The 14,261-nt window shown below is 38.7% G+C and carries 11 protein-coding genes; 8 read left to right on the top strand and 3 right to left on the bottom strand.

The features are described 5' to 3' along the window. Nucleotides 1–15: 15 nt before the first annotated feature. From gyrB to RMB13_RS12420, 3 genes are all read left to right on the top strand, one after another. Nucleotides 16–2,484, top strand: coding sequence for a DNA topoisomerase (ATP-hydrolyzing) subunit B (gene gyrB / locus RMB13_RS12430; protein ID WP_005037763.1), 2,469 nt, complete (start codon nt 16–18; stop codon nt 2,482–2,484). A 37-nt stretch (nt 2,485–2,521) separates the two neighbouring features. Further along, nucleotides 2,522–2,914 (top strand): cytochrome b562, encoded by a 393-nt coding sequence (cybC, locus tag RMB13_RS12425; RefSeq protein WP_151745252.1) that lies wholly within the window; start codon nt 2,522–2,524, stop codon nt 2,912–2,914. 125 nt (nt 2,915–3,039) lie between these two features. Beyond that, nucleotides 3,040–3,966 (top strand): hypothetical protein, encoded by a 927-nt coding sequence (locus RMB13_RS12420; RefSeq protein WP_311085385.1) that lies wholly within the window; start codon nt 3,040–3,042, stop codon nt 3,964–3,966. A gap of 50 nt (nt 3,967–4,016) precedes the next feature. Here the strand turns inward: RMB13_RS12420 and RMB13_RS12415 are convergent, their stop codons facing one another. Then, nucleotides 4,017–5,945, bottom strand: a complete 1,929-nt coding sequence (locus RMB13_RS12415; RefSeq protein WP_311085384.1) for an ATP-binding cassette domain-containing protein — start codon at nt 5,943–5,945, stop codon at nt 4,017–4,019. 253 nt (nt 5,946–6,198) lie between these two features. On the opposite strand from RMB13_RS12415, the gene RMB13_RS12410 reads away from it, so the two are divergent. From RMB13_RS12410 to erpA, 4 genes are all read left to right on the top strand, one after another. Continuing rightward, nucleotides 6,199–7,206 carry a putative solute-binding protein gene (locus RMB13_RS12410; protein WP_311073728.1) on the top strand — a complete coding sequence of 336 codons (1,008 nt, stop codon included), beginning with the start codon at nt 6,199–6,201 and terminating at the stop codon, nt 7,204–7,206. A gap of 254 nt (nt 7,207–7,460) precedes the next feature. Beyond that, nucleotides 7,461–8,468: a putative solute-binding protein gene (locus tag RMB13_RS12405; RefSeq protein ID WP_003656045.1), complete on the top strand. Its 1,008-nt coding sequence runs from the start codon at nt 7,461–7,463 to the stop codon at nt 8,466–8,468. A 351-nt stretch (nt 8,469–8,819) separates the two neighbouring features. Further along, a complete protein-coding gene (locus RMB13_RS12400) occupies nt 8,820–9,824 on the top strand; it encodes a putative solute-binding protein (RefSeq protein ID WP_311085383.1) in 1,005 nt (334 codons plus the stop codon). A 124-nt stretch (nt 9,825–9,948) separates the two neighbouring features. Continuing rightward, nucleotides 9,949–10,284 (top strand): iron-sulfur cluster insertion protein ErpA, encoded by a 336-nt coding sequence (gene erpA, locus RMB13_RS12395; protein WP_003656048.1) that lies wholly within the window; start codon nt 9,949–9,951, stop codon nt 10,282–10,284. Between the two features lie 60 nt (nt 10,285–10,344). On the opposite strand, the gene RMB13_RS12390 is transcribed toward erpA, so the two are convergent. Both RMB13_RS12390 and RMB13_RS12385 read right to left on the bottom strand, forming a co-directional pair. Then, nucleotides 10,345–11,187, bottom strand: coding sequence for an alpha/beta hydrolase (locus tag RMB13_RS12390; protein ID WP_311085382.1), 843 nt, complete (start codon nt 11,185–11,187; stop codon nt 10,345–10,347). A gap of 128 nt (nt 11,188–11,315) precedes the next feature. Beyond that, the gene (locus RMB13_RS12385) at nt 11,316–12,443 is read right to left on the bottom strand and encodes an anhydro-N-acetylmuramic acid kinase (RefSeq protein ID WP_017387716.1); all 1,128 of its coding nucleotides are present in this window, start codon (nt 12,441–12,443) and stop codon (nt 11,316–11,318) included. Nucleotides 12,444–12,504: 61 nt separating this feature from the next. On the opposite strand from RMB13_RS12385, the gene tyrS reads away from it, so the two are divergent. Further along, the gene (gene tyrS / locus RMB13_RS12380; RefSeq protein ID WP_311085381.1) at nt 12,505–13,737 is read left to right on the top strand and encodes a tyrosine--tRNA ligase; all 1,233 of its coding nucleotides are present in this window, start codon (nt 12,505–12,507) and stop codon (nt 13,735–13,737) included. Nucleotides 13,738–14,261: the final 524 nt, after the last annotated feature.

Here is a 14,261-nt window from a genome sequence, read left to right as displayed (position 1 = left end):
TGCTAGGGAGAAACCATGAGTTCAGAGTCTCAATCAGCCTCTCAAACAGAACAAACCAATGAAAAGGCTTATGATTCCTCTAGTATTAAAGTATTACGTGGATTAGATGCAGTTCGTAAACGTCCGGGTATGTATATTGGGGATACAGACGACGGTACCGGTTTACACCATATGGTATTCGAGGTAGTCGATAACGCAATCGATGAAGCTTTAGCTGGGCATTGTGATGAAATTATTGTCACTATTCATGAAGATGAATCGGTGAGTGTTTCTGATAATGGTCGTGGTATTCCAACCGATATTCACCCTGAAGAAGGTGTTTCTGCAGCGGAAGTAATTCTTACCATTCTGCACGCTGGCGGTAAGTTTGATGACAACAGCTATAAGGTTTCAGGTGGTTTACACGGCGTAGGTGTTTCTGTAGTAAATGCGCTTTCGAGTAAATTACATTTAATGATTTCTCGTGCTGGTCAAGTGCATGAGCAAGAATATCAACACGGTGATCCGCAATATCCATTACGTGTGATTGGTGAAACGGATAAGAGTGGTACAACAGTACGTTTTTGGCCAAGTGAATTAACATTTACCCAAACCATTTTTAACGTAGAAATTCTAGCACGCCGTTTACGTGAGCTTTCATTCTTAAACGCGGGCGTACGTATTGTATTACGCGATGAACGTATTAACCTTGAACATGTATATGACTACGAAGGTGGATTATCTGAGTTTGTAAAATACATTAATGAAGGTAAAACTCATCTAAATGAGATTTTCCATTTTACTGCGGATACAGATAACGGTATTGGTGTAGAAGTAGCCTTGCAGTGGAATGAAAGTTATCAAGAAAACGTTCGTTGCTTTACCAATAACATTCCTCAAAAAGATGGCGGTAGCCATTTAGCTGGTTTCCGTGCAGCTTTGACGCGTGGTTTAAACCAATATCTTGAAAATGAAAATATTCTCAAGAAAGAAAAAGTCAATGTAACGGGCGACGATGCACGTGAAGGTTTAACCGCTATTATCTCGGTAAAAGTACCTGATCCAAAATTCTCATCTCAAACCAAAGAAAAACTGGTATCGAGTGAAGTAAAACCTGCTGTTGAGCAAGCAATGAACAAAGAGTTCTCTGCTTACTTACTTGAAAACCCGCAAGCTGCAAAGTCAATTGCTGGTAAGATTATTGATGCTGCACGTGCGCGTGATGCTGCACGTAAAGCGCGTGAAATGACGCGTCGTAAGAGCGCACTTGATATTGCTGGTTTACCAGGAAAATTGGCAGATTGTCAGGAAAAAGATCCAGCACTTTCTGAATTATATCTTGTCGAGGGTGACTCTGCTGGTGGTAGTGCCAAGCAAGGCCGTAACCGTAAAATGCAGGCTATTTTGCCGTTGAAGGGTAAAATCCTGAACGTTGAACGTGCACGCTTTGACAAAATGATTTCTAGTCAGGAAGTGGGTACTTTAATTACTGCTCTCGGCTGTGGTATTGGTCGTGAAGAATATAATCCTGACAAGCTACGCTATCATAAAATCATTATCATGACCGATGCCGACGTTGATGGTTCGCATATTCGAACTTTATTGTTAACGTTCTTCTTCCGTCAAATGCCAGAATTGGTTGAGCGTGGGTATATCTATATTGCACAGCCACCTTTATACAAATTGAAAAAAGGTAAGCAGGAACAATACATCAAAGATAATGATGCATTGGAAAATTATTTAATTTCAAATGCGATTGATGAGCTATCTTTGCATACCAATGCTGAAGCACCATCAATTACAGGTGAAGCACTTGCTAAAGTCATTCAGGATTACCAAGTTTCGCAAAAGAGCTTACAGCGCTTAACGTTACGTTACCCAGCTAGCTTACTAGATGCTTTACTTGAAATAGAGGCATTCAAGAGTGATCAAAACCATGATGAAGCTTATGTACAACAATGGGCTGATCAAGTAAAAGATATCATTACAAGATTACAGCCAAGTTTACGTCCAGAAATTACACTAGAGTCATTTGAGCGTGAAAATGCTCAGGGTGAAAAATCTGCGCATTATTGGCCGCGTATTACTGTATATGTTCATAACTTGCCACATGCATATTTACTTGATGCAGGTTTATTGAACTCAGCTGAGTATGCTCGTTTGCTGAAAAACTCGAAGAGTTGGTTCAGTTTGCTTGAAGATGGTGCTTATTTACAAAAAGGTGATCGCCGTATTCAAGTGGCTAACTTCCATCAAGTTTGGCAGCATATTTTGCAAGATTCGCGCCGCGGTATGATGATCCAACGCTATAAAGGTCTTGGTGAGATGAATGCTGAGCAGCTTTGGGAAACGACAATGGACCCTGAAAACCGTCATATGTTACAGGTAACCATTGACGATGCGATTGAAGCAGATCGTATGTTCTCTTGCTTAATGGGTGATGATGTGGAACCACGTCGTGCATTCATTGAAGAGAATGCTTTAAATGCTGATATTGATGCTTAATTCATAACATGATTCTAAATCAGTCTAGGGAGAGAAGATGATGGGTCAGAAATTGTTAGCTAGCTTGTTAATCTCATGTGTTTTTTTAGGAAGCTCTGCTGTTTGGGCGGCTGATTTAGAAACGAATATGAAAACTTTAGCTAAGAGCACTAAAGCATTTGCTGAAGCGAAAGATGCTGCTAATGCGAAACAACAGCTTGTTGTAATGCGTGAAGCGGCAGTTTCTTCTAAGCAATATTTGCCGCATAAACTCGAAGGTTTACCTTCAGGAAATGTGCAGGTAAAAGAGTACCAAGCCGGTTTAGATCAGCTTGTTGCTGAGATTGATAAAGTAACAGCATTGGTTGAGCACGGACAGTTAGATCAAGCAAAAACTGAAGCAATGAATTTAGTTAAAATTCGAAATGAAAATCATAAAAAATTTAGATAATCTTTTTTATGATGATTTAACAAAAGGCTTTGTTTAATTTTAGACAAAGCCTTTTGTTTTATAAGAAAATAAATTTGTAAACTGCTATTCTCTTGGATACTCATTTATTACAAGAGAATATAATTTTGAAAAAAACACAAAAACTTTTATACATTGTAATCTTATTTTTTAATTGCTTATTTCAACTGCATGCTGCCACAGCTCCCACTTTTTACGGAAAATTAGTATTTCATCGTTATAGTGATTATGACGCATGGGACAGTAAGCTTTATCTTTATAATTTCACAACGCAGCAAACCACATTACTGGGCACAAACTGGAAAATTGACCACATGATGAATGGTCATTTTTCTCCGGATGGAAAATGGCTCACTTTTATGGGCGTTAATTCTGGACAGCATTATGGAGATGCATGGGATGTCTATGCTTGGAGAGTTGGGAGCACGGAATTACCAATCAATTTAACCCAAGGGAATAACAAGCGGGATGAAGATCCTAAATTTATAGATAACCAACGTATTATTTTTAAGCAAAATGGCGATTTAAAAATCGTGAAAATGATTGATCGCACGATTACTTCTGTCACTCAAAATGGTTGGGATATCGAAGAGTCAATGCCTTATCCAATGGTCAATACTACGCAAATCTTATATGCCAAAGGTGCAAGTAGTAATTCTAGAATTTTTAGTATTGATCAGTCGGGTGCATATGATACACAGTTAACCAATATTGCCTCATATTATCCAGTATGGTGGAAGGGAAGCCAGTTTTTATATGTGCGCTGGTATAGCTCAACAAATGCTCATGATCAGATCTATGTTTATGATACAACCACCAAACAAACCACTCGTTTGCCTTTTAATAGTACAGCCGTGAATACATCAGATCCGGCACCTTTAGACCAGCGGTATATGGTAGTTTCTCTAGCGGGGCAGACAGGAAGCCGTGGTGGTTATGATTTATATATTGCAGATAGTTTATCAAGCAATGTTTGGCCTTTGCCAATCAATACCAATTTAAATGAATTAGGGGCTTTTTATACCCCTTATTAATTCATAAAAAAGCCGATTAAGAAATCGGCTTTTTTATTTTGAAAAATAGATTAATCAAAAGAGGCTTCCATCTCTTCTAATTCCATCATAAGTTCTAAAAGTTGTTCTTCATATTGCTCAAGTTTAGCTTTCAGCTCAGTCTGTTCATTCATAAGCTTGAGTAGATCATCCTTACGTGCTGCATCATATAATGATGTATCTGCTAAAGACTCTTCAATTTTGGCAAGTTGTGGTTGAAGCTTCTCAATCTGAGACTCAATTTTTTCGATATTTTTACGAATAGGTCTGGTTTGTTCACGACGGCGAGCTGCTTCTTTACGCTGCGCTTCTTTATCGACTTTAGTGGGAGCAGGAGCGGCAGAGGAAGAATTATTCTGTGCTACAGCAGTCTGAGCATTGATGAGTTGCTGACGTGCTTCACGTAGCCATTTTGCATAATCCTGTAAATCACCTTCAAACTCTGTACATTTACCGCCGTGTACCAAAAGAAGTTCGTCACAAACACTTGCAATGAGTTGACGTTCGTGGGAAACCAATACGACAGCGCCTTCAAAATCTTGTAATGCCATGCTCAATGCATGACGCATATCAAGATCTAAATGGTTCGTCGGTTCATCGAGAATCAAAACATTTGGACGCTGCCATACAATCAGTGCGAGGGCCAAACGAGCACGTTCTCCACCAGAAAAGGTTTCACATGGAGTATCCATGCGTTCACCACTAAAGCCAAAACTACCTAAAAAAGAACGTAAGGTCGCTTCACTAATTTGTTTACCTGCTAAACGGGCAATTTGTAACATTGGAGTAGCATGGCCATCTAAAGCATCCATTTGGTGCTGTGCAAAGTAACCAATATTAAGTAACTCTGATGCCTTGCGTTCACCAGCTAAGAGCGGTAAATCACCCACTAAGCTCTTAATTAAGGTCGATTTACCTGCGCCGTTCATACCAAGTAAACCAATACGAGAGGTTGGTGTAATTTGTAATCTGATTTTTTCGGCGATTTGTTTATCGCCATAACCAATGCTGGCATTGTCTAAAGTCAGTAACGGTGAACTCATTTTGGTTGGTTCACGGAAACTAAAAGTAAAAGGTGTATCAATATGAGCTGGAGCGAGTTCTTGCATGCGCTCAAGTTGTTTAATTCGACTTTGTGCCTGACGAGCTTTAGTCGCTTTTGCTTTAAAACGGTCAATAAATTTTTGTAGGTGAGCACGTGTTTCTTGTTGCTTCTCAAAAGCTTGTTGCTGCTGAGCAAGACGTTCACTACGCGTGGTTTCAAATGTAGAGTAATTTCCGGTGTAAAGGGTGAGCTCCTGATTTTCAATATGCAGAATATGATCTGTAATCGCATCTAAAAAGTCGCGGTCATGCGAAATTAAAATGAGTGTACCTTCATAGGCTTTAAGCCAATCTTCTAACCACAAAATTGCATCTAAGTCTAAGTGGTTTGTTGGTTCGTCTAGTAATAATAAATCTGAACGGCTCATTAGGGTACGCGCCAAATTTAAACGCATACGCCATCCACCAGAGAAACTCTCAACGTTTAAACGCAATTGATTTTCTAGAAAGCCAAGACCAGCCATAAGCTGAGCTGCTTTAGATGATGCTGAATAACCATGAATTTCATCAAAGCGGCCATGCAATTTAGCCAATTCGAAGTCACTCAGTTGATCTGGTTGAGCAAGCTTATTTTGAATATCCCAAAACTCTTCATCACCTGAGAGAACGAAATCAATTGCAGGCATGTCTAGTGCTTTTATTTCTTGCGCCATATGCGCCACGATCCAACCTGAAGGACGAGTAAGTGAACCTTCATCTGCACCTAAGCTACCTAGTAACGCTGCAAATAAGGTTGATTTACCTGCACCATTGACCCCAGTCAGACCAATTTTCCAACCTGGGTGTAATTGCATAGAAGCTTTTTGAAATAGAATACGTCCACCGCGGCGTAAAGAAACTTGGTCAAATTGAATCATCTTATTGTATCGAGGTGAGTGAGGAATGCCGTATTTTAAAGAGAACTGCCGATGAAAACAAAACTTTCCGGATTTTAGTTAGAAGCAGACAACAATTGTATACATCGAAATATTCTAGGTTCAGCTATTCATCCGAAATATCTTCAATATTGAACAAGATAGAACACTTTTTTAAAAAAATGACTAAAATAAAAACAGTTTAAAGTTTGGTTGATTAATGAGCTACTAATAAAACTAGACTAAGGAAAGTCAAATGAAAAAAAGATTGGGGATAATTAGTGCGGTATTTTGCTGTGCTATGGGAACAGCACATGCGGGACAAAATGTGTGTGTATTTGATTTATTAGGAAAGTCAGGTGAATCTTATAAAATGATGGAAGAGTGGGCGCTTGCAGCAAAGGACTGGCAAGCTGATATCACCTTAATTCCATTTCAAGATGAAGGTTTGGTTGACCGTAGACTGCGTGAAGGCAAATGTGATGCTGCTTATATGACCTCTATGCGGGCACGAAACTATAATAAATTTGCGGGTTCGATTGATGCGATTGGTGGGGTAACCAGTAATGCTATTGCGCAAAAAGCGATTAGCTACGTTTTAGATAAGCGTAATAAACATCGCATGGTGACTGCTCAGAATGGAGCAAATTATGAGGTTGTCGGTATTGTTCAGATTGGTCTGGCGTATTTATTTGTAAGAGATAAAAATCTGAATTCCATTGAAAAAGTTCGCGGTAAAAAATTCGCTATTTTGCATTATGACCTTGCTCAAAAAATTATGGTAGAAAGTGTGGGGGCGCAGCCTATTCCTTCTGAAATTACTGATTTTGTGAAAAAGTTTAATAGTGGACAAGTCGATGCAATTGCTGCGCCTGCTTATGCTTATAAACCACTAGAGATTGGCAAAGGTATAGGCGGCACTAAAGGGGCCATGTTTAATTTTCCAGTGGTGAATGTTACTGGAGATTTAATCGCGAGAACTGATAAGTTCCCTACAGATTTTGGTATAAAATCACGTGATTGGTTTATACAAAAATTACCTCAAAACTTTGCCATGATAAAGCGGTTAGAAATGGGCGTACCGTCAAAAATTAGAATGAATTTTTCAGCAGAAGATAAAACCAAATATCAAAAACTTTTAAGAGAGGGGCGTCTCAACTTAACCAAACAGGGTGTATATGATGCGACCATGATGAGTGTACTTAAGCGTGCTCGCTGTACAGTCGAACGGACAAATTTTGAATGTACGCTTAATGGAGAGTAGATTATTTTTTCATCACAAAAACCCTACATATATTTCCATACTGAATATGGGTATGAAAATTGTGAATATAAAAAGTAACTTACGGAAACGTAGAGATTTTTATCACTAATAAATAATTTAAATTGAACAAACAATGGTTCAATTAGATAAAAAAATTGAGTAAATGCTCTATTTTTTTCTAAAAAACATGATTAATATCTGTCTTTGAAAGGAAACTTCAAACAAAAAATCTGTTCCGTGGAAGGATGAAGAAAATGAAAAAAATCGTACTTGCTATGGCTGCCGCTTCTGTTGTTGGTTTTTCTGCTTCAGCGCAAGCAGCGAGTACCGTGTGTGTATTCGACCTCTTAGGAAAAGCAGGCGACTCATATAAAATGATGGAAGAATGGGCTCTAGCTGCAAAAGGCTGGGGTACTGAAATTAACTTGGTACCTCGTCAAGACGAGGCTGTTGCCGATAATGATTTTAAAGCGGGTAAATGTGATGCTGTAGCAATGACAGCAATGCGTGCACGCCAATATAACAAATTCGCAGGATCTATCGACTCACTTGGCGGTGTTCCAAATAACCAAATCGCTCAACGTGCAATTACCTATGTATTAGATGCGCGTAATGCAGCAAAAATGACCACTAATATGGGTGGTAAAAAATACGAAGTAGCTGGTATTTCTCCGCTAGGTTCAGCATTCATTTTCGTGCGTGACAAAAACATCAACTCTGTTGAAAAAGCTGCGGGTAAAAAATTCGCTGTATTGGGTTATGACGATGCACAAAAAATTATGGTGCAGCGTGTAGGTGCTCAAGCAGTTCTTTCTGATATTTCAAACTTTGCTGCGAAATTTAATAATGGCCAAGTAGATATGGTAGGTGCGCCTGCTTATGCTTACAAACCATTAGAATTAAATAAAGGTTTGGGTGCAAACGGTGTAATGTGGAACTTCCCTGTATTACACGTTACAGCTGATCTAGTATTACGTTCTGATAAATTCCCAGCTGGTTTTGGTCAAAAATCTCGTGACTGGTTTGTTAAACAGTTGCCTAAGAACTTTGCAATGATCAACCGTTTAGAAGCTCAGATTCCTGGCAAATACAAAATGAATTTAAGTGCAGAAGACAAACTTAAATATCAAAAAATGTTGCGTGATGGCCGTATGGACTTAACTAAACGCGGTGTTTACGATGCAGGTATGATGTCTGTATTGAAAAAAGCGCGTTGTTCTGTAGACAAGGCTAACTTTGAATGTTCAATGCCTGGTGAATAATCTTAATTTTTCTCAGAAAGCCTAGACTTAGTTCTAGGCTTTTTGTTTTGTATATGCTGTCAATTCTGCCATTGTGGATAACTAGAAAGACGTTAAGCTAAATTTAGATAAAAACTTCATAAGGAAACATGAAGGTATAAAAATGGATCAAGGACTTCTGTGATTAAAATAATTGCTAATAGATAGACGACTATCTATTTTTGATGGAAATAAAATCATAAAAGCAAAATGGATCCGTAAAAATATCTTCAACATGATTTTTTATATGAAGCCTATCCGACTCATACCATTTCGGTGTGAAATTTCTTGGTATCGAAAAACAAAAAACTCCACAAGGAAAGGAAAAAGAATATGCAATTTTCCAAAATGCTATTACTTGCGATGGGACTTACCACAGTTTCTTTTGCAGCTCAGGCTAAACAAACAGTATGTGTTTTTGACTTCGTTGGTAAAAATGGTGATGTCTATGCGCTGATGAAGGATTATCAACTTGCCGCTAAAACCTGGGGAGCTGATATCGAACTGAAAGTAAACCAGAATGAAGCCGTTATTGCCGAAGACTTTAAAGCAGGCAAATGTGATGGCATCAGTGTGTCAGGCATGCGTGGTCGTCAATTTAACTCGTTTACAGGGTCATTAGACGCAATTGGTGCCATTCCTGACCTCAAGCTTGCTGTAAAAGTAATGCAAGGTTTAGCGAGTCCGACTTTTAGTAAATATATGGTTAACGGCCGCTATGAGGTTGTAGGTGTTATTCCAGTTGGCGATGCTTATCTTTTAGTAAATGATCGCAGCATCAATACAGTAGCGAAAGCAGCAGGTAAAAAAATTGCAGTTCTTGACTATGATGAAGCTCAAAAAATTATGGTTCAGCAGGTAGGCGCGCAAGCTGTTAGTGCCGATATAACGAATTTCGGTGCTAAATTTAATAACCATCAGGTAGACATTATTGGTGCGCCAGCGGCGGCCTTTAAACCTTTGGAATTACAAAAAGGTTTAGGAACAAAAGGGGCGATCGTAAACTATCCGATCTTACAGGTGACAGGAAATATTATTATCCGTCCTGATAAGTTCCCAGCAGGTTTTGGTCAGAAATCTAGAGAGTGGGTTTCGGGTCAGTTACCACGTGCCTTTACGATCTTGGGTAAAATGAAAGCTGATATTCCACAAAAATATTGGATGGATGTTCCACCAGCAGATAAACCGGGTTATCAAAAGCTCATGCGTGAGTCACGAATTAGCCTTACACAACGTGGTGTGTACGATAAACGTATGATGAAACTATTATGGCAATTCCGCTGTAAGCAAGATGCTAAAAACTTCGAATGTGGCTTGCAAGACGAGAATTACAAATAATCTTGATAAAAATACTCAAGATTCGCTTTAAACTTCGAAGACAGACCCTATATTGATTATGCTATACTCAATATAGGGTCTTTTTTATTTTGAAAGGCACAGCAAAATCCGAGGAACAATCATCATGAATGCCCAAGCTCTAGTTTTGACAGATAATGCTGCCAATAAGGTACGCCAACTCCGTGATAGTGAAGGGAATGACGATCTCATGTTACGTGTATATGTAACGGGAGGCGGGTGTTCAGGGTTTTCATATGGCTTTAATTTTGCTGAAAGCGTAAATGAAGATGATGCAGAATTTGTTAATGGCGATGTAAAAATGCTTGTTGATTCACTCAGCTATCAGTATTTAATTGGCTCAGTGGTTGATTATGTAGAAGGCCTTGAAGGTTCACGTTTTATCATTCAAAACCCGAATGCAACAACAACATGCGGTTGTGGTTCTTCATTCTCGATTTAAAAAGAATTTTAAAATTTAAAAACCTCTCTATGTTGAGAGGTTTTTTTATTGATCAGATCATTACTTTTCACGGATAGACTCTAAAAAGTATTGCACAAGTTCGGGTGCATTCTGATATGGAATCCAATGACAAGCATCCATAAAAACTGCACGATAACTATTTTTAAAATAACTTGAATTTAACTTGGCACTTTTTTCTGTAACAGCAATATCATGTTTACCCCAAATAAAAAGAGTAGGAACATCTATTGCTTTAAACGGATTTTGAGGCTTGTCCCAAAAAAAGCCACGATACCAATTCAACGCCGTAGATAATCTATTTTCCTTTATAAACTCAGCCTCGAATATCGCAATTTGTTGCTCAGTCATACCTGATGACTTAAGAAATTTACGACCTAATTTAGGTATCTTTTTAAACAAAAGTTCGGGCAGAATCGGTAGCTGAAAAATTGCAAAATAATAAGATTTAAAAAGTTGTCTACTGCTTAAACAAGCTTTTAAAAAAGCAGCTTGATGTGGTACAGAAACTAAAGTGAGATGTTGAATATATTGTGGATACTTCATTGCAACACCCGAAGCGATCGCAGAACCCCAATCGTGCCCTATTAAATAGACTGGTTGACCGAGTTGCTTAATAAAAATTGCAACGTCTTCTACCAGTTCACTCAATGAATATTGAAATCGGCTTTGAGGTCTAGCATTGAAGCTATAACCCCGTTGATGAATTGCAAGTGTTCTAAATTGATGCTGATGCAATAATTCCGAGGTTTGCTCCCAACTATGAGCAGTTTCGGGAAAACCATGCAATAAAACAACAAGTGGGCCATCAATAGGGCCTGAATCAATCACATCGAATGTCCAGTCGCCACGCGTGTACTGATGGATACGTTTGGTCAGATCCATGATGACAGTGCCTCAAATTATTTTTGTTGGCACTTATCATGAGTTTTTATGCTCATTTAAATAACAGCATTTCGGGTCAGTAAATGTGCTATGAGGTCGAATCTGACCAATCAAATCGATATGTAGCTTTATACCGCCGTGATAGTCCCTAGAATTCTGAAATCTGAAGCACCTGTTACTGCTGGCAAATTACCACTTAAACCATTCATAAAACGCATTGCTAACCATGCAAATGCTGTAGCCTCGACCCAAGTAGGGGAGAGTCCTAAAACATCTGTAGGTTGAACTGACCAATTATGCTTACGTAAACGCCAGCGTAATTGTTCTAATAAATAAGAGTTATAAGCACCACCACCACAAACATATACTTCACCTGTTTCCATCTCTGAGCGATAAATCGCTTTCTGAATAGCACGCACAGTAAGCTTTAATAAGGTGGCTTGGACGTTTTCAGGTGTGTCTTCTAACTCATCATAAGTTAAATCGTTTCGCCAATCGATTAACTGATCATCCAACCAGTCAATATTGAAATCTTCACGTCCCGTACTTTTCGGTGGTTCTTTAGAAAAATATTCATGTGCATGAAGGCGATCGAGTAAAGAGCGGATAGGGTGCCCATAAGCTGCCCAATCACCATTTTCATCATATGGATGACCTGTATGACGATGACACCACGCATCCATCAAAATATTTGCAGGACCCGTATCAAAACCAAATACGCCGTCTGCATTGTTGGCAGGCAGCATACTCACATTAGCAATACCACCCAAATTTAAAATCACACGATGGATACTTGGATGTTGAAATAATGCTTGATGGAAAGCAGGCACTAATGGTGCACCTTGACCACCTGCTGCCATATCTCTACGACGGAAATCTGAAACAACTGGAATTTGAGTGATTTCGGTAATGATATTGGGATCGCCAATTTGTAGCGTAAACCCATGTTCTGGACGGTGACGAATTGTCTGCCCATGCGAACCAATCGCTTTAATTTGACTACGATCTAATTGATGTTTTTCAATGAGAGTATTAATCCCGTGACCAATCATTTGGGCCAGAGCAACATCAGCTTTACCCATGCGGTCAATTTCATTGTCATCAGGTAAAGTTAATGCCATAAGCTCATCACGTAACTCGGGTTCAAATGGAACTGTAAGAGTGGCATGAAGCTGTAGTGGCTCAAATGAAGCCGCAACAATATCCACACCATCCATACTAGTGCCAGTCATTACGCCGATATAGATTGCGCTCATATGCAACTTCCCCTGCAAGACGCTGAAAAAATGTTAGTATATCGCACAAATTGAATAACTGATGTGTTTAGGTTTTGTGATGTCAAATTTCTTGCCCGCCGAAGAACAGCTTGCCCTCATCCAACGAGGCACGCACGAAATTATTTCAGAAGAAGATTTACTGAAAAAGCTCAAAGAGAACCGTCCTCTTAAAATTAAAGCTGGTTTTGACCCTACAGCACCAGATTTACATTTAGGACATACTGTTCTTATTAATAAATTAAAAACATTTCAAGATTTGGGTCATGAAGTAACCTTCTTGATTGGTGACTATACTGCCATGATTGGTGACCCGACAGGCAAAAGCGCAACACGCCCGCCGTTGTCACGTGAACAAGTAGAAGCGAACGCTAAAACTTATCAAGAACAAGTTTTCAAAATATTAGACCCAAATAAAACAAAGGTACGTTTTAACTCAGAATGGTTTAATCAAAAGTCTGCTGCTGACCTTATTCAGTTGGCAAGCCAACAAACTGTATCTCGCATGTTAGAACGTGATGACTTTACTAAGCGTTATAGCAACCATCAGCCGATTGCAATCCACGAGTTTTTATATCCTTTAGTTCAAGGCTATGACTCAATTGCACTTGAAGCTGATGTAGAGTTAGGTGGTACAGACCAGACCTTTAACTTACTTATGGGTCGTACTTTACAAAGTCGTTATGGCCAAGAATCACAAGTGTGTATCACTGTACCGATTCTAGAAGGTTTAGATGGCGTAAATAAAATGTCTAAATCTTTGGGTAACTACATTGGTGTATTTGATACACCAGGTGCAATGTACCAAAAAGTTTTATCAATGCCAGACTCTTTAATCGAACGCTATTTCGATTTACTCAGCTTTAAATCTCTAGATGAGATCAAAACTTTATTAGATGAAATTGCTGCTGGTCGTAATCCGCAAGAAGTAAAACGTATTCTTGCACTTGAACTGGTTGAACGTTTCCACGATGCAGAAGCTGCAGCTAATGCACATAAAAGTGCTGGTAACCTTATTACAGAAGGTGAAGTACCCGAAGACACACCAGAAGTGACTATTTCACGTGGTGAGTTTGGTGGAGAAATCTTTATTGCAACGATTCTACGTTTAGCTGGCCTAAATCCGAATGCAGCAGCTGCAAAAGATGCTGTAGCTCGCGGAGCAGTAAAAGTTGACTGGAATGCTGTTAATGCAAGTTACTCTGTAAAAGAAAACGGTACTTTCATTATTCAGTCAGGTAAGAAAGCAATTGCTCGTATAACGTTCACTGACTAAGAAAGTTGTGTAGTGATAAAAAGCAGGAATAATCCTGCTTTTTTTATTTAAGGATCATAAAAACAATTCAGCGTTCCACGTGGAACAATCTAAAGATCAGTAATTCAGTAATAATAAAAGAAGTAAATTAAAAATAAGAAGAAATATAGAGTGGGGTAGAGTATTTGCTCTATTATTTCTTTGGAATAGAAGAAGCTATATATGCCTCTAAGCTCTATAGAAGACATATAAAACTCACGATAACCTACATTTCTGAATATAAGAATTAAGAAAAAGCAGTAAAAATGCCTAAAAAAAAGGCATATATATCACTTTTTTCACAAAATAGTAGAAAAAATCGGCACTCAAAAGAAAAAGGCTGAAATACCTCTTGCAAAGGGTTGTTAATCCTCTATAATGCACATCCATCGGCGGTGATGCAGATAGAAACTTGTTGAAAAACAGTTACTTGGAATTGAGTTGGTTGCTTTAAGTGATAGATTTGATGAGAAGTTGGTTTTGAGAATAAGTTTTAAAAATATCGA

Origin of the sequence: Acinetobacter sp. V102_4 (genome assembly GCF_031799005.1) — a bacterium.
Classification (GTDB): Bacteria; Pseudomonadota; Gammaproteobacteria; order Pseudomonadales; family Moraxellaceae; genus Acinetobacter; species Acinetobacter calcoaceticus.
This window is presented reverse-complemented; position numbering and strand designations above follow the sequence as displayed.